Origin of the sequence: Candidatus Clostridium eludens, assembly GCF_045310515.1 — a bacterium.
GTDB lineage: Bacteria > Bacillota > Clostridia > Clostridiales > Clostridiaceae > Clostridium_B > Clostridium_B eludens.
Genome location: NZ_JBJHZX010000001.1, coordinates 52,452 through 79,340 on the forward strand (window position 1 = coordinate 52,452; position 26,889 = coordinate 79,340).

Sequence of the window (26,889 nt, forward strand, 5' to 3'; positions counted from 1 at the left end):
TATATAATTACATTACACCTATGCAATTTTCATAGTCTTAAAAATAATTTCAATAGGAATATTATTTTTGGCAGACCCATAAATCCATTGAATATTATCTTTTCTAATACTATTTCTGCAAATTAATAAGCCTTTGCCAAAAGAATCATTAGCATGGTTTTGTAGCAAAGTTGTTAATCTAATCAGAATAATATTTATCAAAAATCGTGAATATTAATGAAAACAATAAAATCAAACTTATGTGTCTCTTATCGCTGCTTTTGCAAATAATAGGATGGTATCTTTTATATAGTTTAATTCAAATCACATAAATTTCACATAAAAATCTGATTGTTATCACAAAGTTTTCAGTTAACATTCTAACTAACACATATATAAACTTTAGAAAACTCTAATAAATATAAGTTTTTAGAGTTAATAACCATAATAGAAGGTGATCATTATGATTCTAAAAGAGACAACTTACAATAAGAAATATGAAAAAACATTTTTTGCACTGGGAACTATAAATACAATAGTTGTTTATGGTTCAAGCTGTGAAGATGCTCTGAATAGTGCTTGTAGGAGAGTTCTGGAAATTAACTATAGAATGTCTGCCTTTAAAAATGATAGTGATGTAATGCAAATAAATCACTATGCTGGACTTGAAGCACAAAAAATAAATATTGACACGTTTAATTTACTAAAACGTGCCTTGGATTTTTCAAGGGCTTCAGGGGGAGCCTTTGACATAACAATTCGGCCTTTAACTGAACTTTGGGGGTTTGGATCAAAACAAAATTATGTACCAGAAAGAAAAAAGATTGAGAAAGTTTTACCCCTGGTAAATTATCAAGATGTACTACTGGATGATAAAAAATGTACAGTTTTTTTTAAAAATAAAGGACAATCAATTGATTTGGGTGGTATTGCAAAAGGATATGCAGCTGATGAAGTTAAACGTGTGCTGTTGCAATATAAAATTGAAAATGCCTTGATCAACCTGGGAGGAAACATTATAACAATGGGACATAATCCAACAGGCGCATCTTGGCGAATTGGCATTCAAAACCCGTTGTCCGCTAGAGGACAATATATCGGAAGAGTATCAGTCACAAATAAGACAGTTGTAACCTCTGGCAGTAATGAACAGTTTTTCATCAAAGGAGGGGAAAGGTATCATCACATTATAGATCCACGCACGGGATATCCATCAAAAAATGAGCTTTTAAGCGCAACTGTACTATGCGAATGTTCAACTGATGCGGATGCTGTGAGTACTGCTCTTTTTATACAGGATATTAATAAATCAATATCTTTATTAAAAAGTATTAATGCTGAAGCTATATTTATTTTGAAGAACAAGGATATTCTTGTTACAGAAGGATTATTAGATAATTTTGAGAGGGGATACCATCAATGAAGAAAGCTAAAATTTCAATAATACAGGTTTCAAGACTTCTGATTCAAATCATATTTTTTATATTTCTACCATCACTATACATAGATACATTTGCAGGAATTAAGCAGATTTATATAGCTTTAATCAGACAAAATATTGCTTTTACTCAGCTGATTCCTCAATTAGTAGAAGTTGTTGTTATTATTCCATTTACAGTTATAATAGGAAGATTTTTCTGCGGATGGATGTGTGCCTATGGAGCCTTTGGTGATTTTATTTATAAAATATCAAGTAGGGTATTTAAAATAAAATTCGAAATCAATGAAAATATAGACAGAGTTTTTAAATATCTTAAATATATCTTATTAGCATTTTTAATTTTGGTTATATGCACTTTTAACATCACTGCATTTAGTACCTTCAGTCCTTGGGATGTTTTTGGAATGGTAGATTCTGTAGGAAAAGCACCTGATTTTTCTTATGCAGCAGTAAATCTAACTGTTGGGTTTATTCTTTTTATTCTCATTACTATTGCCTCAATGTTTATTGAAAGGTTTTTCTGCCGCTATCTTTGTCCACTTGGTGCAGTATTTGCCATTATATCAAAACTGAAAATTGCAAAAATACAAAAATTGAGAACAAAATGTGGTGATTGCAGAATATGTACAAACAATTGTGCCATGGAAATACCTCTTTATAAATATGATGTTATAAAGAGTAGTGAATGCATAAATTGTATGCAGTGTATTACTGCGTGTCCAAGAAAGAATATTACTTTGACTGTATGTGGAGATGATGTACGCCCTCTTATTGCAGGAGCAGCAGCTGTATCTGTTATGACAGGCTTTTATTATGTAGGTAACCTTGGAGTAAGTGCAGCGGGGCTAAACAATACGCAGACAGAAACACAAAGCAGTCAAAGTACTGCAACTGCAGGTACTCTTTATAAGGATGGTACTTATGAAGGCTCAGGTACAGGATTTAGAGGAGGCACAACAACAGTTTCTGTAGTCGTTAAAAATGGTAAGATTACTGACATCACTACTCTTTCTTACCAAGATGATAAAAAATTTTACGTTGGAGCATCCGGTACAGTTATTGGGGAAATTATAGATAGCCAGTCTACAAGTGTTGATGCAGTTTCAGGGGCTACTTTCAGCAGTAATGGTATTATGGAAGCTGTAGAGAATGCTCTGAGCAATGCTAAGCAATAAAAAAGTATTCACATATGAAATAATGTTCTATCGATTTTGGTTCCTCAATTCGCTAATCAGCTTTTTGTAGCCAATAGAGTAACTGAATTAGGTGTAGGAATTGTTATTGCTTGAGAGCCTGAAAATCAATGACTTTCTAGTTTTTATATATTTTTTTCAGTTCTTCATATTATCTTCACACTAACTTTATATTATATAGGCATTGATACAATCTGCTATTAAAAAATTAATTAATACTAATCATTATTAAATATTTTAAATAAAGTATATGGAAGAAAAATAGTTAAATTAGCAGAAAATATGTGTTCTGCAGAAATACTGCAAGCAAAAAATACTATTTCTACAAAGGAATATTAGAAAGAAGGGGAAAAATGTTAGTAACAAAACTTAAGATATGGTTTAAAGCTGTAAGACCCTTTTCCTTCACTGGTTCCATAATTCCCGTAACCTTAGGAGCAATATTTGCAATAAACGAGTCAAAATTTCAATTGGGATATTTTGTCTTATCACTAATTGCTATTGTTCTATTACAAGCAAGTGCCAACTTGCTCAGTGACCATGATGATTTTAAAAATAGGGTTGATACAAAAAATTCTTACGGTTCAAGTGGTGTTATACTTGAAAATCTATTGGCATCAAAAAAAGTATATACAGGTGGATTTATTTTATTAGCTTTAGGAGCTTTTATAGGAATATTTTTATCATATAAAAGAGGATTATTGGTTTTGTTGATAGGATTAATAGGTACTCTAGCTGTATATTCATATACTGGAAAACCTTTATCTTTAAAGTATAGAGGCTTAGGCGCTCCTCTTGTATTTTTAACATTTGGTCCATTAATGTTAATAGGCTCCTATTATGTACAAGCACAAAATATAAGTGTGGAAGCATTTTTTATTTCCATACCTGTTGGTTTATTAACTACTGCAATTTTACATGCTAATGATATAAGAGATATACGTTATGATAAAAAGGCAGGAATAAAAACTTTATCTATAATGGTTGGAAGAAGCAGTGCCCAAAATATTTATTTCAGTTTTATAATTTTATCATATGTTTCTATAATAATAATGTGTTTTTATAGAATACTTCCAATTTGGAGTCTATTTTGTTTAATTACTGTACCTACAGCCTATAAAAATATAAGAAAATTATATTCTGTATCAGCTTCGCCTTCAGGTATAGTATCCCTTGATAAGGACACAGCACAGCTTCAAGGAGAATTTGGTATTATACTGATTCTTTCGCTACTAATACCTTTCGTTGTAAATTTAAGGGGGTAAAATTTTGGAGAAAAATAATACTAAATACTTATTTATCACCATATCGATTGCCGCTATTTTATGGTATGTAATGTTTGTAATAAAACCTATTAATTTCTGGCTGGAAATGAGCTTATCTATTACTTTTTTAGTATTTATATCGTTAATTATAGATAAAAAAATTGCTAGAGTAGATAAAATAACATTAAAAAATATTGTAATTGGAGTTTTATCAGCTATATGTTTGTATATGGTATTTTATATAGGCAACATTATATCTGGTTATATTTTTCCATTTAAGAATGCACAAGTGTTATCCATATATAGCATTAAAACACAAGGAAATCTTTTATGGATTAGTTTATTACTTATTTTTATAATTGGACCATGTGAAGAAATTTACTGGCGTGGATTTATTCAAAATACACTATCAAAAAAATTGGGAGAAAATAAAGGGTATATTCTAACTGCACTTCTGTATTCAGCAGTTCATGTTATTACTGGGAACATTATGCTTGTCATAGCTGCCCTTGTCTGTGGAATATACTGGGGGTGGATGTATAAAAAACAAAAGAGTCTATCCAGTGTAATTATATCTCATGCTATTTGGGATTTAACCATATTTGTTTTACTTCCTATTATGTAAAAGAAGGGATACCTTGTGAATAATAACACTAATGTATATAATATTTTCTCATCTATTGCAGATAACTATGATAGGCTTAATACTATATTAACATTAAATCAAGAGATAAAACTGCCTACTATTACCTTAGGGATTCAGTAAACAGCTTTATGTCAAAAACTGAACTTCAATCTGCTTTCCATCAGGTTGGTTTTATTGATACCGGCTATTTATCCCTTACGGGGGGCATTGCTGCAATTCACTATGGAAATAAAAAATCACTCTAAAAGTGTATGAAAAAAAGATTACAATATTTTAGGATATTGTAATCTTTTTTTACTTCACAGATATGGATACTTCAAAAGTTGTACCCTTATTCAATTCACTTTCAACGGTTATTTGCCTCTACTAAGGATTTAGTTATTGTAAGCCCTATTCCTGCTCCCCCTGTAAGTCTGTTTCGTGATTTATCGGCTCTGTAGAATCTTTCAAAAATATATGGAAGATCTTCCTTTGGTATTCCCTGCCCATTATCTTGGACTATCAATTCAAGATAATCATTTTTATTATGGGCCTGAATTAAAACCTTACCACCTTGTTTTGTATACTTTAAAGCATTTGAAATTAAATTTATTATTATTTGGCTTGTCTTGTCTTTATCAGCACAAATAAATATATCTTCACTATTAAAAATAAGGTCAATTTCCTTGCTTACATATTCATTTTCGAAGTTAAGCACAATATTCTTAATTACTTCACTTATATTGAATTCAGATTTATTTAATATGAGATTTTCTCCTTCATACTCAGCAAGCTTTTCCAAATCATTTACCATACGATTTATTCTCATTATTTCTCCATGACAGCTGTTAATTCTATCTTGTGTGGGTTCCCATATTCCATCTAATATGGCTTCCATGTGACTTTGCAGTGTGGTAAGAGGTGTTCTGAGTTCATGAGACACGTCTGCCGTGAGCCTTTCCCTTAAATTTTCCTGATTTTGCAGTGTTTCTACAAGATTATTTATTGTAGAGGTAAGACTATTTATTTCAATAATGTTAGAATTTTCATTAATCCTAGTACTGTAATCGCCTTTTGATATTTCTTCAGCAGTTTCTATAACACGTAAAATTGGCCTACTTAGCCCCCCTGACATAATTACACCTAATATTAAAGCAAGACACAATGAGATAATTCCTACACTTATCAGTATCCTGTTTAAAGTACTTAAAAACATCAAATCTCTATCACTATAGTAAAAAGGACCATAATACCCAATTATGGCAGTACCTATTTTTTGAGAATTTTTCATTAGAGGGTATTCATCTTGCTTATAGCTTCCTTTCCAATTTGGATAAAGCTTCATCATGTTTTGTGACATATGAACAAGCATTGCCTGACACATGCCGCTATTATATGATGTTGCATCCCAAATCGTTTTCCCTGATAAATCTTTTACAGTAAGTATAATTCCATTCTCTAGTGCATTTATACCCGTACTCTCTATTACATCTTTGTCCCATCCATGGCTGCTGTACAGCTGAACTAGAGAATTTACTATATTCTGACTGGTATGTTCGTGGGTTTGTATACCATAATTTTTAAATTGTTTCTCCAAAAAAAGTTTGCCAGTATACTAATTAAAACTACGCAAATTAGTGCTACAAGCATATATGAAAAAGATAATTTTCTTCTCAAGCTTCTTTGCATATTATTCACCGCCAAACCTATAACCAACTTTATATACGGTTAAAATATATTCAGGTTCTCTAGAATTATCTTCAATTTTCTGTCTTAAATTTTTAACATGGGCATCTATAATTCTGTCAAATCCATTGAAATCTTCCTCAAGAGCTAAATTTACTAATTCTTCCCTAGTAAAAGTTTTTTGAGGATATTTTACCAGTGTCATTAATATATTATATTCACTAGACGTTAAATTCACAGTTATTCCATTTTTCCTTACCTCATGTTTGGTGGCATTTAATACTAAGTCTCCATTATTAATGGATAAAATATTTGAAAGTGGTATTGCCTCCTCTTTAGTTCTTCTTAAATGTGCCATCACCCTAGCCACCAGCTGATTCGAGCTAAAAGGCTTAGTTACATAATCGTCAGCTCCAATATTAAAACCTTCCAATACAGTTTTTTCATCCACTTTAGCAGTCAACATAATTATTGGAATCCTAGATTTTTTCCTTAACATTTTGCATATATCTTCACCAGATATATCTGGCAACATTAAATCTAATACAATTAGTGCAGGACTAATCTTTTGTGTAGAAATTATGAAGTTAAATTATTCACATCATATAATTGCTTTTTTCCCTTCCTCCACATAATATAAAGTATCAATACACTTACCATACCTACCATAACATCTCCTACTAAAAAAGCAATATTAGATGATGTAAATATTGACATTATATATGGAATACCATCCCAAAGTGCATGGAGTATAACTACAGTTACATATGCTTCAATTACCCTTACATTTATTTTAGTACTTCCCCGGGAGCATTGACTTACAATGGTACCTCCTAATATTGCTGTCCATGTACCATGTCCTAATGGAGATAATATTCCTCTTAGCAAAGTAGTATATACAACTAAAGACAAACTGCCTCCACCTCGTAAAAAAGTTGTAAAAACATATCCCGAACTTTCTAAAGCTGCAAAACCCATGCCAGCTGCAGCACCCAGGATAATTCCATCTATCCTCAAACTATTGCATCTATGCTTTATTAAAATCAAAACACCAATAATTTTCGTAAATTCCTCAATGAGCCCAACTATGAATACAGATTTTAAATCAAGACTATTTATAAAAATGGGTTCTATTATTCCTGCTGAAAAAGTCCCTAAAAATCCTCCATAAAAAAAGCTTGCTAAAATGTCTATCATCCTTACCCTGCTAAAATAGCGTCTTTCGTAAAAAAATGCCACATAAGTCACTGGTATAAGAAAATTTCCAAGTATAACTATAGCAGGGAACATATTAGGATTATCAGTAAATATCAAAACTGCTAATCCAATAACATAGGTTACAAAACCCACTAAAAGCAATCTATACCAATTGTATTGTTTTTTCATGTTAGTATATCTCCTTTATTTTTATTCTGCAGTATACTTTCTTTTTTAATATAATAAAATTATTATCTACTTTAACAAGGAGAATATACTAAATGACTTTAAGCAACTTAGATATAATATTACCTTATACTTTCTTCATATCCATTAACAATAATCTCTAACTTTCCTGTTTTAGGATCCATTATTAAACCATGAACTTTTATGTCCCCAGGGATTAAAGGGTGGTTTTTTATGGATTCCACACTTTCCTTGATAGATTCCTCTACAGAGTTAAATCCATGCAACCATTCCTTTATATCAATACCCGCATTACATAAAGTTGTTATTACATCTGGAGAAATACCTCGTTCTACTGCCTTTTTCAAAATTTTATCTACATTTAAGTTACTCATGCCACAATCATAATGACCAATTACTAAAACTTCATCTGCATGAAATTCATATACAGCAACTACAATACTTCTTATTATACTGCCAAAGGGATGCATTATAGAAGCACCCGCATTCTTAATAAGTTTTACATCTCCATTTTTAAGATTCAGTGCCTTTGGAAGAAGTTCTGTTAGTCTAGTATCCATACATGATAAAATCACCAACTTCTTATCTGGTTCCTTTGATGTTTCATATTTATCATATTCTTTATTTTCCACAAAATATTTATTATAATCCAGTATTTCTTGCAATTTATTCATAACCCATTCCTCCCAAAAATTTTAAACTACTTTATTGTCTTCTATAATTTCATCTCATTTAATACATCTCTTAACTTTTTTAATTCTTCATTTGTTAAAGTAATGCCCTTACCCATTTTTGTATGTTCAGGTGACCAATCTCTAATATCAAATTTAGGAGCATTATTATTCCAGCTTATTAAGTTCAGTTCTTTTTTCCAGCCCTTTGGTGATTCTGAAATGCATCCTATAGTTTCCTTTATCTCATATTTTATATCTGCCATACTGCAAACCTCCTATATTTGTTAAAATATATTATAAATAATATTATACTAAATACAGACCACTTACAAACTTAAAATTATATTTTAAATACTAAATATGCTAAAGTTATGGATTTCATGGTAAAAAATACAACGCTATACTTGACATAAATATAAAATTGAAATATAGCAAATTTTCCTTTCACTTAATCCACTATAAAATACTTTGGGACAAACAATAAATGCTGTCTTATTTAAAAATCAAATACACTTTATACTCAAACTAATAAATTATATTATTTTATAAAAAAACACTACTTTTATTATCTTCCAGAATATCACAAAACCACTCTGTAGGAATTGACACCGATACATCTAAAAACTAATGCTGGTTGTCAGGCTTCATTGAGCTAGTCCCTCCACCTCTCTCGATAAGAGTATATAATATTAAATTTTCAAAAACCTAATATAATCAGAGGAAACACATATGATGTTTTATTAAACTTTAAAGTTCAAGTGCAATCTTATTTAACTCTTCCGACATTGAAGTTATTTCTTCTATACTTGCCGCAATTTCTTCTGTAGCAGCAGCTTGCTCCTGACTTGAAGATAATGAACTTTGACTTTTTTTACTTGATTCACTAACTTTTATTTTAATATTATCAGTCAATTTTTTGATTCTAGGTACTGTCCCTTTTGATTGATCAGATAGTCTCCTTATTTCCTTTGCAACCACCCCAAAGCCCTTACCGGCTTCTCCCGCTCTAGCTGCCTCAATAGCTGCATTCAATCCAAGCATTTTTGTTTCATCAGCAACTTTCTTTATAAAATGAGATATTTCATTAATTTCTTCTGACAGATTTATTACTTCTTTAATCTCATGATTAAGTTGTTGTTCATTTGTATGTATACTAGATGCCGATGCTGCCAATTCCTGAATAGCAGCAGATATGCCTGTGAGACTATTTTCTAAATTACTTGACATATTACGTAAATTAGAAGCAGCTTGCTTTGGAATAACTATACATAAAGTAGCAACAATTTCATAAGAGTTTTCTTCATCAAATAAAGGATATCCTGTTACCAACACAGGCACACCATAAACTGAACTATCCACTTCCTCTACTCTTGGTTGTTTTGAATTTATTACCTTTGCTGTAATAAAATCTTCTTTAAGTTGATCTCCTATTTTCAGAAGTGGCATTTTAAATTTCTTTGAAGATTGAATACTAACAATTTTATTAAGATCCGTTAAGATAAAACACGAACCTTCAGGGAACATTTCTGCTATAATTGGTGCAAAATCCATAAATGCTTTTGCTACAGGGTGAATTTTAGGAATTACAATAGAAAAAGCACCTACAGCAATCCCTTCACAATTAACCAGTGGCTCTGCAATTGTGCTAAGTCTTGTCCCGTAAAGAGAACGTGGAATATTTTCAAATATTGTTTTATTTTCTTTTATTGCTTTACCCACCACACTATTAATATCGATTTTTTCACCAATATGAAAAAGGTTCAAATCAAAATCTTTGGATGATTTTCTCCATGTAAATATATCTCCTTCTGTAATTAAATATAAAATACCTCCTGTAATTATATCTGATTGTAATTCACATAAATCTTTCAGATATTTCAACGCTTTTATTGACACCATAGAACCATCTCCTTTTTTAAACTACATTTAAATTTTCCCCGGTTAATAGCACGGTAATATTTTAGTATATTTACTAACATCCATCTCCTTTTTTAAATTAGCATTCTACTTTTTTGTAATGCTCGACAATATATGGTACTAAGCAAACATTCATGCCATTACTTATATATTTTACTATTGTAATTACCATATTTCAACCTTTTTTGACAATATAAACGCATAAAAAATTATGATTATATTTATTTTAGGAATATGATATTGAGTTTTTTCATTTTTGTTACAAAGATAACTCCATATTAATTTATCAAAACCCAAATTTAAATATTTAATTTTTATTTTAATAAATTTAATTTATATCAATAATAAAGTTAAAATAATTAATTTTATTATTGATTTATTCTTTCCTTCATATTATAATAAAAATATAGAAAAGGAGAGAACTATTATGAGCTATAGAGTGATAAGCAAATGTCCCATATGTAATTCAAAATTAAACGTAATTAAACTTAGATGTAATAAATGTGGTACTGTTATTGAAAATAACTTTGAATTTTCTAAATTTGAGTATTTAGAAGAAGAACATCTCAACTTTATGGAAGTTTTTTTAAAGTGCAGAGGTAATATTAAAGATGTGGAAAAAGAACTTGGTATATCCTATCCAACTGTAAGAGCTAAATTAGATGAAGTTGTCTCTGCCCTTGGCTATACCGTAGCAAAAAAACCTACATCAAGTAATAAGGAAATAATCGATATGCTGGAAAAAGGTGAAATATCTGCTGAGCAAGCCATAAACATGATAAAAGAACATTAAAATTTGAAAGGATGTATTTAAAATGAAAGAAGACATTAAAAGAATTTTGAAAATGGTTGAAGAGGAAAAAATTGATTCGGATAAAGCTACAGAACTTATTGAAGCCCTTAACAAGCCTGACAATGTAAAACAATTATCTACATCTAATAATCTGGATAAAATGCTTAAAGTCAGAGTGCTGTCAGCTACAAAGGATACCGTAAATGTAAATATCCCGGTTAAGTTTTTAAAGGCCCTAGGAAATGCCATTAATAATATCAAAATACCAGGAGTTTCAGATCAGGATGGAATAGATATAAAAATGATTATGGAAGCCATTGATTCAGGGCTTGAAGGAAAGATAGTAGACGTAAAAAGCGGAAATGGAGACATAGTTGAAGTTTCTATAGAATAAAATTCAGCTTAGTATTAAGATATTTTATGCTGCTTTACATGTTAAATGAAGGGAAGGATAAGGTTGAGGATTTATATAAGACTTAATAATGGGAAAAGTTTTAAAATACCAGCACCAATAGGACTTATAAAAGCAGCTCTGAGCTTAGGCAGCTTTGGAGTATCGGCTGCTAGAAGATTTATCCCTGAAAATCAAAGACAATATATTGATTGTATTAACTTCAGAGAACTTAAAACAAGCTTTGATGTATTAAAAAATTATAAAGGATTAAAAATAGTAGAAATAAAATCCAAGGATCAAACGGAGGTAACAATAATTATTTAAGATAATTTATAAAGATCTCCTTAGATTCTTTCTTCAATCCATTTATTTATATCCTGTATAATACCTTCTTTTTCATCTTTTTCACTTAATATTTCATGATAGCATTCAGGATATATTTTTATGGATTTATCTTTTGAACTTATATTGTCAAACAACCATCTAGACTCTTCTTTTTTAACTATTTTGTCCTTTTCTCCGTGAAGAATAAGACATGGATACTCATACTTCTTGACATTTTCACCAATCCACCTAGAGCCCTTTATAAATGCTTCTCCTAAAAGTTTTATATTAGTTTCTCTAAGTACAAGAGGGTCATTGTTATAGTCTTCAGCTACAGCCTTATCTCTACACATAAGTTTAGCCAGAAGATTAGGTGATTTCTCTCTTGGATGCTTTTCAAAATAGTTTTCTTTTTTCAGACTTTTAAAAGCAGAAGGCTCTATAACTGCAGCTCCTGATAATATTTGGCCTTTTAATTTATTTTTATATTTCATTCCATAACCTGCGGTAATAAATCCTCCCATACTATGCCCAAACATAAATACAGGTAACTCTTTGTTTTCTTCTAAAGCCATATTTACTACTTTATCTGCATCTTCAAAAAAATCTTCAAAATTTTCTACATAACCTCTTTCTCCTCCAGATTTTCCATGACCTCTGTTATCGAACCTGTAGACTGTATAACCAAAATTATTTAATCTCTTTGTAAAATAATCATATCTTCCTGAATGTTCGCAAAGTCCATGTACTATTACAATTACTGCCTTTGCAGAATGTAATGTATCTTTAGTATAAAATAATTCTGTACTATCAAATGTATTGAATTTATCTTCTAAATGATTTACCATATATATCACTTTCTCCTAAAGTTAATTATACAAAAAATTTAATTTTACTTCAAATTGTTTTTTAAAATTAATATAGAGGCAAAATTCAAACCGGAAATTCAAAGATAAAACTACCGGTTTAAATTAAGGACTAATTCAATATTACGGAACTACTATACAATGTTCATCATTCATCTTTAGCTGGCATAGTAAAAACTATACTTAAATATCCGAAAATAGGACCCAGTCCATTACCAATTAATGCCCAAACTAATGCCATTAAAATATCATGGCTCGCTACTCCTGTTTTAGGAAAGAATCCTCCATAAAATACTGCAAATGTAGTTGAATATGCATTAAATGCAGACAGGGAACAATTGGTATAAGGAATTTTCAAACAAACCATAAGTAAAAATACAGTTATAAGTACTGCTATCATCATTGCCGGCATTGATGGCATACTCTTTCCAAAGCCATTAATAAGGAATATGCAAAGTACTGCCAGCAAGGCCCCTGGTAACATTGAAGGATATATACTCTTCATAGTAGAGGGGGTTGCACCTAAAGCAAAATACCAGGCCCATCCTATAAACAGTGCCCATACTGGAAATCCTAGTCCAGGCAATGAAACTAAACAGGAAAGAGCAGCAAGTACAGCAACTACAATTTCTATGGGAATTTTTGCCTTCATATACTTCCTCCTTTAAACATATATATTTGATATACTACTTAATTCTACGCCATTTGATATCAACACTTCTTTAATCTCCTTTACTACTTCAACAGCATTGGGAGAATCGCCATGGACACATACTGTTATTGCATCAGCCTTTATAAGCTTGCCAGTTACGGTTTCAATTTTCTTATCTTTAGCTACCATAAGTGCCCTCTCTGCAACTTCTTTAGGAGAGCGAGCTTTTTTAGTTCTCTCAAGTACCCAATTACCAGAATCATCATAATCTAAATCAACCAGCATTTCTGAAACCATTTTAAGTTCTTTTTGCTTTCCCCTTCCAAAGGCAATGGTATTTTCGGGAAGTACAACATAAAGCTCTGGATTATATTCTTTAACTGTATCTAAAAAACAATCCACATATTTCTCATATTCAGAAACCATACGATACAATATTCCATGAGGCTTAATATGCTGCATCTTTAAATTATTTACTTTTAAAAAACCATCTAAAGCCCCCAGTTGATAGATGACATCTGCCCTCAATTCTTCTGGAGTCAAATTAATTTCTCTTCTGCCAAAACCCTGTTTGTCATTAAGCCCCACATGTGCACCAACTGCAACATTGTATTTTTTAGCAAATTGTATTGTCTTTTCCATTACTAAAGAATCTCCTGCATGGAATCCCGCAGCTATATTAGCGGAGGTTATATATTTCATAACTTCCTCATCACTGCCTAATGTGTATCTGCCAAAACTTTCTCCCATATCAACATTTATATCTATTTTCATAATCATACCTCCACCGTAGACTCAACCGCATTCATACTAGATATGAATGAAGTATCAAAATCACCTGAAATATACTTCTGATTTTTTAATATATTTAAATTTACAGATATATTTGTTTTAATACCTTCAACTTTGAAATCATTTAGAGCTTGTACTAATATTTTAATGGCCTCATCTCTATTTTGTCCCCACGAAATTACCTTAGCCAGCATTGGATCATAATAGGGGGGAACTACGCTTCCTTTTTCAAGTGCATGCTCAATTCTTAAATACTTAGAATCAATAGTTGGAAAATTTATGTCCTGAATTGTTCCTGGAGAAGGTATAAATTTTACGGGATCTTCTGCATATACTCTACATTCAATAGAATGGCCATTAAGCTTTATATCATCTTGAGTAAAATCAATCTTTTCTCCACAGGCAATCCTGATTTGATTTTCTACTATATCCATCCCTGTTACAAACTCACTTACAGGATGTTCTACTTGAAGCCTTGCATTTACTTCAATAAAATAGAACTTTCCACTTTCATCCCTTATAAATTCCATTGTACCTGCGCCTTTGTATTGCATTTTAGATGCTAATTTTTTAGTATAATCATATAGTCTTTCTCTATCTTCTTGTATCACAACAGGCGAAGGAGATTCTTCAATAATTTTTTGGTATCTTCTTTGAATAGAACATTCTCTTTCACCTAGACACACACATTTTCCAAATTGGTCCATGATAAATTGTATTTCAATATGCCTTGGATTTTTTATAGCTTTTTCTACATAGCAGTCAGAAGATGCAAAGGCAAGAGTTCCAACTCGACAAAGACGTTCAAATATATTTTTTATGTCATTGCCATTTTCAGCAATTTCTATTCCCTTTCCTCCGCCGCCCTTATCCAATTTTAAAAGAATAGGATACCCTATAGAATTTGCTATATCTAATATTTCATCAACGCTACTTACAAGCTTATCAGAACCTGGAACTACAGGTACCCCCACATCATTGGCAATTTCTCTGCAATAACATTTGGATTCTATTTCCTCAAGTATTTTAGGAGATGGTCCAATCCAGCTTGCACCAAGTTCTGAAATAACATTTGCAAAGGAACTGTTCTCCGACAGAAAACCATACCCGGGATGAACTGCATCCGCATTTGATATTTTTAGCACTTTAACTATTTCATCAATATTTAGATAACTTTTCATTGGATTAGCCGGTCCAATATTATAGGCTTCATCTGCCCTCCTTATATACGTGGCATTTTTATCCGCTTCGGAATATATAACTACAGTTTTTATACCCATTTTTTCGCAAGTATTTATTATTCTATTTACAATTTCTCCTCTATTTGCTATAAGAAGTTTCTTAAACATAAATCTCCCCCCATTAAACCTCCAATATTACCATAGGAGTTCCTATTTCCATTTCATCCCACTCTTTTGCTAGAATACCTTTTACTACACCATCATCACTGGCACATACAGGTATTTCTACTTTCATGCAATTTAACACGGCAACTTCCTGATTTTTTGTAACCTTATCTCCTTCATTAACCACTACACGGGCAACAAGTCCAGGCATATGAGCACATACTTTCTTTTCCATATATATTCCTCCTAAAAACATCTATTTTTTTATTTTATAATAGTGAATCTTCTGTAAGCATCTTACTTCTGTCTATTCTTGCTTGCACAGCTTCATCTCTAGTACAATAAACTAACTTTATGTAATCTCTAGATGGGGTGCCCTGTCCTATTTTCCACAAATCTGCATTAATTATATTTGCAACACATATATATCCTCCAAGGGTTGGACCATCTGCAATTAAAATAATTGGAGTATTTCCACATATATTTATAGCGCCTCGCATATTATATCCATGATCAACAATATTTGAAGGATGACTTCCACCTTTTCCACCGTCCTCTCTTGAGAAAAAGTAAGATGGTATCTCTGAAATTCTATATGCAGAACGATTCGAACTATAGGAAATTTTAAATTCATTACTGAATAAATAATCCATACCTTCTTCTGTTACATAATCCGGCACTGAATTCATTCCTGGAATAGCTCTTAATTCCCATATTCTTGAATACTCTGGAATTATTTCTGATTTTAGCTTTCGTCCTTCCAGGCTGCTAAGTTCACCCAGTGGTTTTCCAACTTTGATTTTATCCCCAGGGACTAGCCGTCTACCTTCAAAGCCTCCATAAGAACCAAAAACACAGGTAGATTTGCTTCCTAAATATTCTGGAACGTCAACCCCTCCGGCAACACATATATAACATCTGAATCCAAATTCGCCAAAGTGAGAAAATTTTAATACATCACCTTTATTTACTTTAAAAGATTCCCATAACTTAATTTTTTCATCATTTATAGTAGGATTCATATCCGTACCGGTAACAGCTATAACCATATCCTCTTCAAACTGCGCTTGAAAGTACCCTCCTGCAACTTCTATTCCTGCTTCACCTATTTTATTTCCCACAATTAAATTTCCTAGTTGAAGTGCCAAATTATCCATAGCACCTGCCGCTGCCATTCCAAGTCCCATATAGCCTAATCTTCCCGGCCAATCCTCAACAATAGCTTCTATTCCTCCATTTTGTATTTTTATCATTTTTACTCACCTCACTTTATAATATTTAAAGCCTAGGGGCTTTTTTTGTACCTTCTTCTTGTTTCTTTTGAAATTCTTCAGTGCCTTTTACAACATCGTCTCTTTTTAAAAATTCAAGGTAATCCTTAACAATTATTTCACCATCTTCAATTTCGTATTTATAATCGGTTTTATTGTGGACGTGATCATATATGTTCAACAATTCTTTCTCTGTAATTTCATAAAATTTAATTCTGTCTCCTGAAGGCCTATATAAGAATGGACTTTCCTTAAATTGAGGATGCTTCATGCTAAGCTGAAATGTAGGTATAGTTCTTCCAAAGAGTTGATACCCTCCTCCAGTAGGAGTAGTATAGGTAAATACACATGGTCCCCCAATTCCCACTGCTCCCTCTGGTGTCCAAATTCTAGGTGGGTTATACTTTGGAACTACAATGGCACACCTTGGATCCATGGCCCAGAAAAATCCACCTCCAGGCCAAAATCCACAACCGCTGTTATACCAATAGGTATTTAGCAATGTTTTCTTAATCTCATCCACTGAAATTCCATTACACATGGCCATGTACTCAAGATTATAGCCATTAATTACATTTGGAGCTTTAGGTCTAACCTCCTTTTCATACTTTTCCACTGCTTTTTTTGTTTCACTATCCTCAAATGCAATAGGCAGGTGTATAATCCTTGAATCAATTACCATATCCTCTATACTCGTTATGGAATCCTCTGCATCTTTTATTTCATCGATTATTTTTTCCGCTGGAATTTCCACAGGATCAAAATGTATCATATTTGTTCTGATACCAGGAAGGGTTTCAATAAGCCCCTTTATATTTTTCCCTTTTATCAATTCATCTACAGCAAGCATTCTAAAAGAATCCAATATATCTGCCCGTTGTTCCCTGCCATATTCAATTTGGATAAAACCATCACCCGCCTGCCTGAAAAGTACCTCTACTCTATTTTTTGTCTCAGGCAGGGTGGATAAAATTACTTCATATTTACTTTTTGCCATTTGTTTATCCTCCTTTTACATAATTTTTTATAATTCTTTATGTACACATTTTACGTTATGATGTACAAAATAACATTGTTAATATTACTGTTTTATAATTATTATTTTTACTAATAAACATGCTATTTATTATTAATTCAATAATAAATTTAGATACATAATATCACACTGTGAATTTAGTGTATATGTTCAAATTGAACAATTGTATGTGAATTTATTTATCCTATTATTACAAATGAGCATCCTAATTTATCCATGGATGCATCTTATCCATTAAATATTGCATGTTAAAAGAAATCTATAGTTTTAATTTGGGTAATTCAATAAAATAAAATTGTAAAGATCAGGAGGTGTTGTTTTTGAAGATAATTGTCTTAAATGGAAGTCCAAAATCACAAAAAAGCGTTACAATGCAATCAATGAAATATCTAGAACAGAATTATGAAAATCGTCAATTTGAGTATATCCACACTATAAAAGATATAAAAAAATATGAGCAATCCAAGGAAGGATTAGAAACTTTATGTAAAAAAATTGGAGAAGCAGATGCTGTCATATGGGCTTTTCCACTATATTATGCCCTGGTACCTTCTCATTATAAAAGGTTTATTGAATTAATATTTGAAAATAATTTAACAGGTTATTTTTCAGCAAAATATACCAGTGTATTCTCTACTTCTATTCATTATGCAGATATTCATGCACATAATTACATGAGGGCAATATGTGAGGATTTGGGCATGAACTATGTAGAATATCTATCCCATGAAATGCAGGATTTAACAAAAGAAAATAGAAGGCAGGAACTTAAGTTATTCTTTGAAAATTTACTTACCTACGTTGATGAAGGTTTAATTACTAATAAGTTATTTAACACCTTAAGTGAAAGCACATTTAAATATAATCCAGGTAAAACAGATAAGTTTATTCATACTACTAAAAAAATAATTATTTTAACAGATGCCCAAAAAAAAGATAGTAATCTTAATGAAATGATTAATAAATATAAAAGCTATTTACAAAATTCAGTAGAAGTATTTAATCTTCATCAGATAGATATAAAAGGTCCTTGTTTAGGCTGCTGCAGCTGCGCCCAAGAAAATATATGTGTTTACCACCACAAGGATGGTTACCGAAAATTTTTAGATTATATTATTAAAAATGGAGATATAATTATTTTTGCCGGCACTATAAAAGATAGGTATTTATCCTCACGTTTTAAACTTTATTATGATAGAAGCTTTTGCTACACCCATATTCCTTTCTTAAAGGGTAAACAAATAGGCTATATTATTTCAGGGAAATTAAGTGAACACCAAAATTTAAGACAAATATTAGAGTTATATACTGGAGAAGATAGAAATTTAATTGGATTTGTCACTGATGAAAGTGAAAACAATGATATTATAGATAATCAAATATATACCTTTGCTAAAATGAGTGTGAACTACTGTGAAAAAAATTATTTTAAATCCGAAACCTTTTTGGGCGTAGCTTCAAGAAAATTGTTTTCCGATGCCATAGAAGGCCACTTAGGAGCCATATTTACAGCTGATTATAAGTACTATAAGAAAAATGGACTGATAAAAAAAATATCCTTTAAACAAAAAATGCAGGTGAAAGTTATGAGATACTTTATGGGAAAAGAAAGATTCAGAAAAGAAGTCCAGAGAAATATGGTTGATCATATGATTACGGGCCATAAAAAAGTTCTTCAAAAAATAGGTACTAAGTAATGGGTAACAGCTTAAAAGCAAGTTTAAATGTAACACTGGGCTTTATGCCTTTAATATTTCTCTGGAGCCTCTCAAATGAACTAGGACTTATTTTAGGTTTAGGTTCTATTGTAATATTATTTATAAAAAATGTAATGAATAAGAATATAGGAATTATGTCTTGTGTGTTACTAGTATACTTCATCACATCCAATATATTATATTTTTATTTTCAAATGGACCTTATTGTTGAGTATAGATATTTAACTTCTTATATAATATTGGGTTTAATGGGATTTATCTCTATTATGATAAAAAAGCCTTATACTATGTATGAAGCTAAAAGTGGATACAAAAAAGACTTTGGAGAATCTCCCTTATTTATAGAAGTTAATGTTTTGATAACAAAGATATGGACGACTATCTACTTAATCAATGCTATTATAGAATTAACAACTCATAATACTATTACTGTTATAGTTATAAATATATTAATAGTCTTGGGAATTGCATTGTCTATTATAATCCCAGGATTACTTCCAGAAGCTTAAAATAGAAGAGGGTTTTATATGGAGATGGATTTAATTTGCTCAGAGAACATAAAAAGAATATTAGAGGAAGTTCTTACTAACCGTAAAATAACAATCAGTAAAGAGTCCAAAGTGTGCATTATTGAAAAAGGATTTGATTTAGAAGCAGGTAAAATAGGCATATATTTTGATATGAGCACTCTAAACCTTTTAATGGACTATTTAGATCAAAGCACCGCCAGTAAGGAAGAAATTAAAAATATAATAACAGGAAGATGTGAAGAAGATGAACTCAAAGTACTCACTTATGATAACATTTATTATTTCGAATCTGTAGGAAACAATGTATTTTGTAAGACAAAAGATAAAAAATACAAGGTAAAAGAAAAACTCTATGAATTGGAGAAAAAGTTAGAAAATAAGGAATTCATAAGAGTGAGCAAATGTTTTATTGTAAACATAGTGAAAGTAGATCGTATTATTTCATGGTTTAATAGTAAGCTTATATTAAAAATCATTGATATAGATGAGGAGATTTATGTTACACGAAAATATTTAAATGATTTTAAAAAATTTCTTGGATTTTGAGGTGAGCTAAACATGAAAGGAAATTTAAAAGATTTTTTATTTAATTTATCAATATCCATGTTTATAGGATTATTTGTAGGTATGGTTCAAGTAACAGCTGTAAACATAAACAGTGAAGCTTTAACTATATTAATTATGTCTTCCATAATTGGAGGAGTTATTGGAACAATTTCCAGGTTTGTTTTCATATATATATTTGCCATAAAACAAAAAGATGTAAAGCTAGCATTTATATCAGTGTTTATAATAATAGGAGCTATTTCCTATATGCCATCCTTTTACTATTATTTAGCTTATAATAATGCTATATCCTCGATACAATTGATACCAATTTTAATATCAGCAGAACTCCTTGGAATGAGTTTTTGTTACTGTTCCTATAAAAGATGTTTGGATTTAAATTTAAAACTGAAAAATAAAAAACAGCAATTGAAAAGAAAATCCTAATGAATATGTTACATATAGGGGATATTTTTATTGCGATACCCCCTATTTTTACACTATTTTTTCTTTTTAATTCACTTTATCTATGCTCTCCATGTTTAATCTACCTAACGCTTTACAACTTCAGTATAAATTTTTTCCAACAAATTAAATGCTCCACGATATCCCACATATGAACGAGTAATTACCAATTCATTATATGACGGAAAACCTACCTCAACTACAAATGTTTTTAAAGCTTTTGCAATATCTTGTTCCCAGCTAGTGCCAAAAATAATTGGAGGTTTATGACCAAAATCCGTATTTCTAATTTTTTCTTGAATTATATATCCATCTTCCTCAAATTCAACATCTGTAGAAACATCTTCTGCGATATTTTTATACTGTTCCTGAATTACTTCATGATATTCTTCTGGTGGGTTTTCTGTAATAATCTGTTTTCTTGGAACTAGTCCCAGTTGATTTGTCAAAAATTTAGTTAATGCTAGATTGTAAGCACTATCACCAATTACTGCAAACTTAGCCGGTAAACCCCACCAATACTCAGAATAAAAATCTGAAAATTCCTCCAAATATTGATAATAAATCTCTTCTTCTTTCTTGATAAATCTTTCAGCTTTTTTACTATTGAGGCCAGCAAAATCAACTACTTTACGTAAAAAACTACTGGTTTCTTCAGCACCAATAGGAACTACCGGAATGTGTAAAAATGGCTGGCCATATTTTTTTTGAAGATGTTTAGCTGTTTCCAGACCCAGCCATGGTGAAAGCACTAAATTAAACTGAGCCTTAGGTATATTGTCCCATTCGGAAATCCCTTTTGATCCATTGCCAAAAAGTATATTCACCTTAAGTCCAATACCTTCTAAAATTCTCTTAATTTCAGTAAAGTCACCACGCCAGAAAATATTTTGATAGGGGAGTAATGACCAAACATTAACAGATCCTTGATTACGCTCACCGCCATAATATCCTACATACTGATCTATAATGGCTCTAGTAACTACTTCATGTCCTTTGAAATTATTCCCTTTAAATCCACCAGTTTCAGCATATACAATTGGAACTCCTTTGTCTTGAAACTCTTTAACTACAGATCCCACATCTTCTCCTATAAGATCTGAAACACAACCCGTAAGTACAACAAATAAATCTGCATCCAAAATTTTCAATGATGCTTCAATTAATTCTCTTAATTTCTTTTCACCTCCAAATACTACTTCATTCTCCGTAAAATTGACACTTGGTATAACTGATCCACCGCCATATGAACTACCTTGATAACCGGATCCAATATTACTTTGTTGATTAGACACACAGCCTGCACCACAATGAGTGATTGGAATGACTCTTGGTATTGCAGCGGCACTGTTCATGGCTCCAATAGAACAAGTATAGCGAGCTTGGCTGATAGAATTAGTCTTTTTTAAATGTAACTTTGATATACTTTTATCTGTAATCTTATTTATTGACATATTCCACTTTCCCCTTTTAAACTTATATTTTACTTTTTTAGCGCCAGATTAGGCTCTTTTGCCAGTATATAGGGATCTTTTTGATTTAACCACCATTTTTTATATGGTAATCTGGCATGAACAGCTACAGAACGGTGTAATTTCTTAAAAGAAAGAATATCTAAAATGGCTTCTCCTAAATTAATAATTCCCTGATATCCTATAACGCTGTTTTCATCACCAAGTGGAGCTGCTGGAATACCTAAACGCGTAGCTAATGGTGCTAATCCGCCATGTCTTATGAGAATAAAATCTGGATTTACTCTTTTTAACAATCCGTAAAATTGATATTGCTGATGATTGCTTACACTAAAAGCAGGTACATCTCCATAATTATCAACTAGATGAGCAAGAGAATTCTGCCTTTTATCCCCGCTGTCATAAATAGGATCATGATGAAATACTAGAGAACCATCTACTTCAATTTCAAGTTCTTTAAGTACAGCTATCAATCCGTGAGAATATGCAGAACCCGTTGCAACATATCCTTTTTTACCCTTAAGTAATTTTCTCAATTCTTTAACACGCGGCATTACTCTTGCATGTTCCTTTGCTATATAAGCTTCACCTTCTTTCTCACGATGAGTAACTCTTGTCAATTCACGAATCCATGCATCCGTTCCTGAAAATCCATAGGGTTGTGGTGCTTTAATTCCCGGAACACCAAATTCCTGTTCCAAAGCTGCTGCTATATAAGAAGACAATGTATAACAGAAACCTACTGTTGCCGCGGCCTCAGAAAGTTGTGCCAACTCATCTACAGAAGCCAAATCTACCGCATAATTAACTCTAAGGCCCAATTCTTTCAACATTGGAGTAAATACATCGGAGCCCCAAAGATTAATCACATTAACTAGATCATCTTGCTTCTTTTTAGATTTTTTACGTACAATTTGTCGTAAAATTCCGTGTTGAGACACATCAAATCCAGTACTCCAATGTTTAGATTTAAATCCTTCACAGTGCATGGCGACAACTGGGATTTTTAGCTTTTTTTCAAATTCAGAAGCTACACTATCTATATCATCTCCAATAATACCAGTTGCACAAGAATTACCTATAAAGATTGCCTTTGGATGATAGCGGTCCCATGCATCTTGTATAGACTGAGCTAATTTGTCAACTCCTCCGAATATCATATCATTTTCTTGCAAATTAGTAGAAATTATACGGATATTTTCTACAGGTAAGTTTCGCATTGCCAGTCCATTTCGAAATATAGAATTGTTTCCTCCTTGCCCAGCAGAACACCCTATAGGTGAGTGTTGAATTAAAACTGCATCACGTACATGACCTGCTTGACATTCGACCATTTGCATAGTACAGCTAGTCCCTTGAGTAAAAGGGCCATTAAGTTCACATAACTTACAACTTTTATTACCACTGTTTGATCCGCATTCTTCACGTGAATATAATGTTTTTGATAAGGTTGATAAAGTTGATGCTTTCCCATCCCATGAAATTATAGTACCCAATCGCTGTTCACGGCTTTCTACAACTGTATTATTAAGATCAATTTTTTTACTACTCATTTTGTTTCCTCCTCATTCATTTCATACTTTCATAAAAATTATCCTTATTTTCATAGATATTGGTACTATTTCGTTTCATAATGCGATTTTTCATTTCGAGGTGACAGTCACCTTATATAGCTATAGCATTAGCTCTTCGATTGAAATTCTTATCACTTAAAATAGAAGAGTAAATTTCCTCAATAAGATTTAAGCCTCCATTATAACCAACATAAGTTTTATTTACTATTAATTTATCAAAAATTGGATTGCTTATATATACTACTGGTGCATATAAATCTTCAGATAATTTATTTTCCCAGGCACTTCCTAAAATCAAGGTTTTTCTTGGAACATTTACATCTTTTCTTATTTTATTCTCTATGGCTCCCCCATCATTTTCAAAAAACACCTTCCCTTTATATTCCTCATCAATTCCTTCAAATGTATTAACAATATTCTCCTTATATTTATCTGGGACATTATCTATTAAGAATGAACCCTTAGGAACATATCCTACTTCATTAATTAAGAAGCTACTTGCACCTATTCCATACGCAGAATCAGCTATTGTATACAACTCATAAGGTAATTCTGCCCTTGCTTCAGCAAAAAAATCTCCCGTATCTAAAAAGTATTTATAAAATGAAAACTCCTCTTCTTTTATTACTTGTTCAACCCTATCTTTATCAAGATTTGCAAACTCGGAAACAGTTCTTAAAAACTTGCTAGTTGCAGCTGCTCCTACAGGCAATTCTGGATAATGAAGCAGTTTAGTTCCATATTTAGCTTCAAGAAGTTTAGCTGCCTTCAATCCAACCCATGGGTTTAACACTAAATTAAATTCTGCATTTGGAATGTCTCTCCATTCCTCAACGCCTTTACTCTCATAACCAAAAAGTATATTTACCTCTAAACCTATGGCAATTAAAATTCTCTTTATTTCCTTTAAATCACCTCTCCAAAATGGATCTTGATTTGGAACTACTGAAAATACATTTACTAAGCCCTTTCTAATCTTTGGCTTAACATCCCCTATATATTGTTCAATTATACTTTCTATGACAAGTTCATGCCCTAAATAGTTAGTCCCTTTAAAGCCTGCGGTTTCTGCATTAACAACGGGTTTTCCTTCCCTTCGATATTTAGCAGCTATAGAAGCAACATCATCTCCAACTATATCCGCTGTACAACCTGTTAAAACCACAAATAATTCACCCTTAAGCACCTGTAATGCACCATCAATCGTTTCATCAAGTTTCTTCTCTCCACCAAAAACTATATCCTTTTCTGACGAATTAGTAGAAGGTATGTGACTTCCTCCAAAGTCACTTTCTCCTTGATAACCTGCTGATGTTGCTAAAGCTATTGCAACTTTATTGCTGCAGCCAGGTCCACAATGTAAAACTGGTACTGCCCCTTTTATGGCAAGGACAGTATGCTGCGCTCCTATTGCACAAGTATATCTTGGTTGTTCAATTACGTTACTCAAGCTCTTTTCCTCCCCTTTCAAATGTAAATGGATCTTGTTCTAACCACCAATCTGTATATGGTGACTCAAAATGCTTAGCTAAGGTATCAATATGTTTTTTTGTCCTTATGCATTCATAAACTCTTTCTCCTAAATCAATTATCCCATCATAGCCTATTATCATGTTAGGATCAGCTAAATGGAAAGCTGGGAATCCTAATTTATTAACTATTACTGCAATGGCTGGATGCCTTGCAAGTACAAAATCAGGATTCAATTTCTTCAATATATTTGTAAATTGATAAGGCTGCTTATTAGTTACACAATAATTTCCAACATCTCCAATATGCTTTAACATATTACCTACTGTATTAATTTCCTGATAATCATTATCATAGACTTGATCATGGTGAAAACCTAAAGCTCCTATTACCTCAAGTCCTAAGGAATCGGCAACACTTACATAGCTTTGAACAATTGAATCTCCTGCCATAATATATATTTTCTTTCCCTTTAACTTTTCTCTAAGCTCTTCTAATCTTGGGCGTATTCTCTCATGTTCTTCCTTTATTATTTCCTCAGCTCTTTCTTCCTTATTTACCAATCTACCTATTTCTCTCAACCATTCATCAGTCCATTTTAAACCTGTTGGAATAGGTGCCCTAACTTCTGGTACATCAAATTCACTTTCTAAAGCTGCTGACACATAAGAACCTAAAGTTTCACATATATTAGCTGTTGCTATTGCATCTGATGTTTTCTCAATTTCTTCAAAGGTAGAAAACGGGAATAAATATCTTGGTATTAAATCAAGCTTTCCTAATAAATCATCAAATACGTGAGCCCCTTGGAAGTTAATAATATTTACATGATTAGTTTTTTTACTAGACTTCTTAACTAAATTTCTTAATATAGCGTGTCCAGCCACATCAAAACCAGTTGTCCAAACTTTAGATTTAAAGCCTTCGCAGTATACAGGTACAATTTTAATACCAGTTTCTTCTCCTAACTCCTCTGCTAAACTTTCAATATCTTCTCCAATAATTCCTGAAGCACAAGAAGCACTTACAAATATGATCTTGGGATTAAATCTCTCTTTTGCAAGTAATACAGCTTCTCTTAATTTAGCATCACCTCCATAGATAGTATCTTTTTCCTGAAGATTCGTACTAATAGCCTTAAAATTTTCAATATTTATTCCTCTCAAGGCAGCACCTCTTCTTACATTGTCCTGTGCTTGAGCAAAATCTGATGCACATCCAATAGGTGCATGATTTATAATTACAGCTCCAATAATATTTGCCATAATTCCAAAAGCACAAGAAGATGAACAACCTGCGCACTGGCTAAATCTCCTTTCCTGTGGTTTTAAACTACGATGAAGAGATTTTTCATAAATATCTTGTGCAGAGCCATCATAAGATATAATTGCTCCTAATCTCTGCTCTCTTACAGCTAGTTCTGGTAATTTCAGATTGATTGCCATTTATATCACCT

General features: G+C 31.8%; 30 protein-coding genes and 1 riboswitch. Of the genes, 13 read left to right on the forward strand and 17 right to left on the reverse strand.

What is annotated here, in order from left to right; translation table 11 throughout:
* The first annotated feature begins 442 nt into the window (after window positions 1–442).
* The 6 genes from ACJDU8_RS00190 to ACJDU8_RS00215 all read left to right on the forward strand — a co-directional run bounded on the left by ACJDU8_RS00190 (window position 443) and on the right by ACJDU8_RS00215 (window position 4,769).
* On the forward strand, window positions 443–1,402 hold the full coding sequence (locus tag ACJDU8_RS00190; RefSeq protein ID WP_406790138.1) for an FAD:protein FMN transferase: 960 nt from the start codon (window positions 443–445) through the stop codon (window positions 1,400–1,402).
* Window positions 1,399–2,595 carry a 4Fe-4S binding protein gene (locus tag ACJDU8_RS00195; RefSeq protein WP_406790139.1) on the forward strand — a complete coding sequence of 399 codons (1,197 nt, stop codon included), beginning with the start codon at window positions 1,399–1,401 and terminating at the stop codon, window positions 2,593–2,595. The genes ACJDU8_RS00190 and ACJDU8_RS00195 overlap by 4 nt, the downstream gene beginning before the upstream one ends.
* Window positions 2,596–2,966: 371 nt before the next feature.
* Window positions 2,967–3,878 (forward strand): 1,4-dihydroxy-2-naphthoate octaprenyltransferase, encoded by a 912-nt coding sequence (gene menA, locus ACJDU8_RS00200; RefSeq protein ID WP_406790140.1) that lies wholly within the window; start codon window positions 2,967–2,969, stop codon window positions 3,876–3,878.
* Window positions 3,879–3,882: 4 nt separating this feature from the next.
* Window positions 3,883–4,503: a CPBP family intramembrane glutamic endopeptidase gene (locus ACJDU8_RS00205; protein WP_406790141.1), complete on the forward strand. Its 621-nt coding sequence runs from the start codon at window positions 3,883–3,885 to the stop codon at window positions 4,501–4,503.
* Window positions 4,504–4,518: 15 nt separating this feature from the next.
* On the forward strand, window positions 4,519–4,644 hold the full coding sequence (locus ACJDU8_RS00210; RefSeq protein WP_406790142.1) for a class I SAM-dependent methyltransferase: 126 nt from the start codon (window positions 4,519–4,521) through the stop codon (window positions 4,642–4,644).
* 8 nt (window positions 4,645–4,652) lie between these two features.
* The gene (locus tag ACJDU8_RS00215; RefSeq protein WP_406790143.1) at window positions 4,653–4,769 is read left to right on the forward strand and encodes a class I SAM-dependent methyltransferase; all 117 of its coding nucleotides are present in this window, start codon (window positions 4,653–4,655) and stop codon (window positions 4,767–4,769) included.
* A 101-nt stretch (window positions 4,770–4,870) separates the two neighbouring features.
* On the opposite strand, the gene ACJDU8_RS00220 is transcribed toward ACJDU8_RS00215, so the two are convergent.
* From ACJDU8_RS00220 to ACJDU8_RS00245, 6 genes are all read right to left on the reverse strand, one after another.
* Window positions 4,871–6,100 carry a sensor histidine kinase gene (locus ACJDU8_RS00220; protein ID WP_406790144.1) on the reverse strand — a complete coding sequence of 410 codons (1,230 nt, stop codon included), beginning with the start codon at window positions 6,098–6,100 and terminating at the stop codon, window positions 4,871–4,873.
* Window positions 6,101–6,193: 93 nt separating this feature from the next.
* Window positions 6,194–6,772, reverse strand: a complete 579-nt coding sequence (locus ACJDU8_RS00225; protein WP_479723064.1) for a winged helix-turn-helix domain-containing protein — start codon at window positions 6,770–6,772, stop codon at window positions 6,194–6,196.
* A complete protein-coding gene (locus tag ACJDU8_RS00230) occupies window positions 6,769–7,575 on the reverse strand; it encodes a PrsW family intramembrane metalloprotease (RefSeq protein WP_406790145.1) in 807 nt (268 codons plus the stop codon). The genes ACJDU8_RS00225 and ACJDU8_RS00230 overlap by 4 nt, the downstream gene beginning before the upstream one ends.
* Window positions 7,576–7,694: 119 nt before the next feature.
* Complete coding sequence (locus ACJDU8_RS00235) at window positions 7,695–8,267, reverse strand: beta-class carbonic anhydrase (protein ID WP_406790146.1); 573 nt, start codon at window positions 8,265–8,267, stop codon at window positions 7,695–7,697.
* A gap of 41 nt (window positions 8,268–8,308) precedes the next feature.
* Entirely contained in the window at window positions 8,309–8,530 is a 222-nt protein-coding gene (locus ACJDU8_RS00240; protein ID WP_406790147.1) for a YdbC family protein, read from the reverse strand.
* 299 nt (window positions 8,531–8,829) lie between these two features.
* Window positions 8,830–8,947: riboswitch (SAM riboswitch) on the reverse strand.
* Window positions 8,948–9,014: 67 nt separating this feature from the next.
* Window positions 9,015–10,166 carry a methyl-accepting chemotaxis protein gene (locus ACJDU8_RS00245; protein ID WP_406790148.1) on the reverse strand — a complete coding sequence of 384 codons (1,152 nt, stop codon included), beginning with the start codon at window positions 10,164–10,166 and terminating at the stop codon, window positions 9,015–9,017.
* 445 nt (window positions 10,167–10,611) lie between these two features.
* Between ACJDU8_RS00245 and ACJDU8_RS00250 the strand changes: the two genes are divergently transcribed.
* The 3 genes from ACJDU8_RS00250 (at window position 10,612) to ACJDU8_RS00260 (ending at window position 11,695) form a co-directional block, all read left to right on the forward strand.
* A complete protein-coding gene (locus tag ACJDU8_RS00250) occupies window positions 10,612–10,977 on the forward strand; it encodes a DUF2089 domain-containing protein (protein ID WP_406790149.1) in 366 nt (121 codons plus the stop codon).
* A gap of 22 nt (window positions 10,978–10,999) precedes the next feature.
* Complete coding sequence (locus tag ACJDU8_RS00255) at window positions 11,000–11,371, forward strand: SHOCT-like domain-containing protein (protein WP_406790150.1); 372 nt, start codon at window positions 11,000–11,002, stop codon at window positions 11,369–11,371.
* Window positions 11,372–11,434: 63 nt separating this feature from the next.
* A complete protein-coding gene (locus tag ACJDU8_RS00260; protein WP_406790151.1) occupies window positions 11,435–11,695 on the forward strand; it encodes a hypothetical protein in 261 nt (86 codons plus the stop codon).
* Window positions 11,696–11,715: 20 nt separating this feature from the next.
* Here ACJDU8_RS00260 and ACJDU8_RS00265 read toward each other — a convergent pair whose 3' ends face one another.
* From ACJDU8_RS00265 to ACJDU8_RS00295, 7 genes are all read right to left on the reverse strand, one after another.
* Window positions 11,716–12,543, reverse strand: a complete 828-nt coding sequence (locus tag ACJDU8_RS00265) for an alpha/beta hydrolase (RefSeq protein ID WP_406790152.1) — start codon at window positions 12,541–12,543, stop codon at window positions 11,716–11,718.
* 166 nt (window positions 12,544–12,709) lie between these two features.
* Window positions 12,710–13,213, reverse strand: a complete 504-nt coding sequence (locus ACJDU8_RS00270) for a DUF1097 domain-containing protein (RefSeq protein ID WP_406790153.1) — start codon at window positions 13,211–13,213, stop codon at window positions 12,710–12,712.
* 12 nt (window positions 13,214–13,225) lie between these two features.
* Window positions 13,226–13,987 carry a 5-oxoprolinase subunit PxpA gene (locus ACJDU8_RS00275; protein WP_406790154.1) on the reverse strand — a complete coding sequence of 254 codons (762 nt, stop codon included), beginning with the start codon at window positions 13,985–13,987 and terminating at the stop codon, window positions 13,226–13,228.
* Between the two features lie 2 nt (window positions 13,988–13,989).
* Window positions 13,990–15,354 carry an acetyl-CoA carboxylase biotin carboxylase subunit gene (locus ACJDU8_RS00280; protein WP_406790155.1) on the reverse strand — a complete coding sequence of 455 codons (1,365 nt, stop codon included), beginning with the start codon at window positions 15,352–15,354 and terminating at the stop codon, window positions 13,990–13,992.
* A 13-nt stretch (window positions 15,355–15,367) separates the two neighbouring features.
* Complete coding sequence (locus tag ACJDU8_RS00285; RefSeq protein ID WP_406790156.1) at window positions 15,368–15,586, reverse strand: acyl-CoA carboxylase biotin carboxyl carrier protein subunit; 219 nt, start codon at window positions 15,584–15,586, stop codon at window positions 15,368–15,370.
* Between the two features lie 34 nt (window positions 15,587–15,620).
* Window positions 15,621–16,604: a 5-oxoprolinase subunit C family protein gene (locus ACJDU8_RS00290; RefSeq protein ID WP_406790157.1), complete on the reverse strand. Its 984-nt coding sequence runs from the start codon at window positions 16,602–16,604 to the stop codon at window positions 15,621–15,623.
* 25 nt (window positions 16,605–16,629) lie between these two features.
* Window positions 16,630–17,619, reverse strand: coding sequence for a 5-oxoprolinase subunit B family protein (locus ACJDU8_RS00295; protein ID WP_073537555.1), 990 nt, complete (start codon window positions 17,617–17,619; stop codon window positions 16,630–16,632).
* Between the two features lie 350 nt (window positions 17,620–17,969).
* Between ACJDU8_RS00295 and ACJDU8_RS00300 the strand changes: the two genes are divergently transcribed.
* From ACJDU8_RS00300 to ACJDU8_RS00315, 4 genes are read left to right on the forward strand one after another with little or no spacing between them, the layout of a single operon-like run.
* The gene (locus ACJDU8_RS00300; protein ID WP_406790158.1) at window positions 17,970–19,355 is read left to right on the forward strand and encodes an NAD(P)H-dependent oxidoreductase; all 1,386 of its coding nucleotides are present in this window, start codon (window positions 17,970–17,972) and stop codon (window positions 19,353–19,355) included.
* On the forward strand, window positions 19,355–19,885 hold the full coding sequence (locus ACJDU8_RS00305) for a hypothetical protein (protein ID WP_406790159.1): 531 nt from the start codon (window positions 19,355–19,357) through the stop codon (window positions 19,883–19,885). The genes ACJDU8_RS00300 and ACJDU8_RS00305 overlap by 1 nt, the downstream gene beginning before the upstream one ends.
* Window positions 19,886–19,903: 18 nt before the next feature.
* On the forward strand, window positions 19,904–20,452 hold the full coding sequence (locus ACJDU8_RS00310; protein ID WP_406790160.1) for a LytTR family DNA-binding domain-containing protein: 549 nt from the start codon (window positions 19,904–19,906) through the stop codon (window positions 20,450–20,452).
* A 12-nt stretch (window positions 20,453–20,464) separates the two neighbouring features.
* Window positions 20,465–20,899 carry a hypothetical protein gene (locus tag ACJDU8_RS00315; protein WP_406790161.1) on the forward strand — a complete coding sequence of 145 codons (435 nt, stop codon included), beginning with the start codon at window positions 20,465–20,467 and terminating at the stop codon, window positions 20,897–20,899.
* A 104-nt stretch (window positions 20,900–21,003) separates the two neighbouring features.
* On the opposite strand, the gene ACJDU8_RS00320 is transcribed toward ACJDU8_RS00315, so the two are convergent.
* The 4 genes from ACJDU8_RS00320 to ACJDU8_RS00335 form a co-directional block, all read right to left on the reverse strand.
* Complete coding sequence (locus tag ACJDU8_RS00320) at window positions 21,004–22,371, reverse strand: nitrogenase component 1 (RefSeq protein WP_406790162.1); 1,368 nt, start codon at window positions 22,369–22,371, stop codon at window positions 21,004–21,006.
* 29 nt (window positions 22,372–22,400) lie between these two features.
* Window positions 22,401–23,942: a nitrogenase component 1 gene (locus ACJDU8_RS00325; RefSeq protein ID WP_406790163.1), complete on the reverse strand. Its 1,542-nt coding sequence runs from the start codon at window positions 23,940–23,942 to the stop codon at window positions 22,401–22,403.
* Window positions 23,943–24,054: 112 nt separating this feature from the next.
* Window positions 24,055–25,413 (reverse strand): nitrogenase component 1, encoded by a 1,359-nt coding sequence (locus ACJDU8_RS00330; RefSeq protein WP_406790164.1) that lies wholly within the window; start codon window positions 25,411–25,413, stop codon window positions 24,055–24,057.
* A complete protein-coding gene (locus ACJDU8_RS00335; protein ID WP_406790165.1) occupies window positions 25,406–26,878 on the reverse strand; it encodes a nitrogenase component 1 in 1,473 nt (490 codons plus the stop codon). The genes ACJDU8_RS00330 and ACJDU8_RS00335 overlap by 8 nt, the downstream gene beginning before the upstream one ends.
* Window positions 26,879–26,889 lie beyond the last annotated feature (11 nt).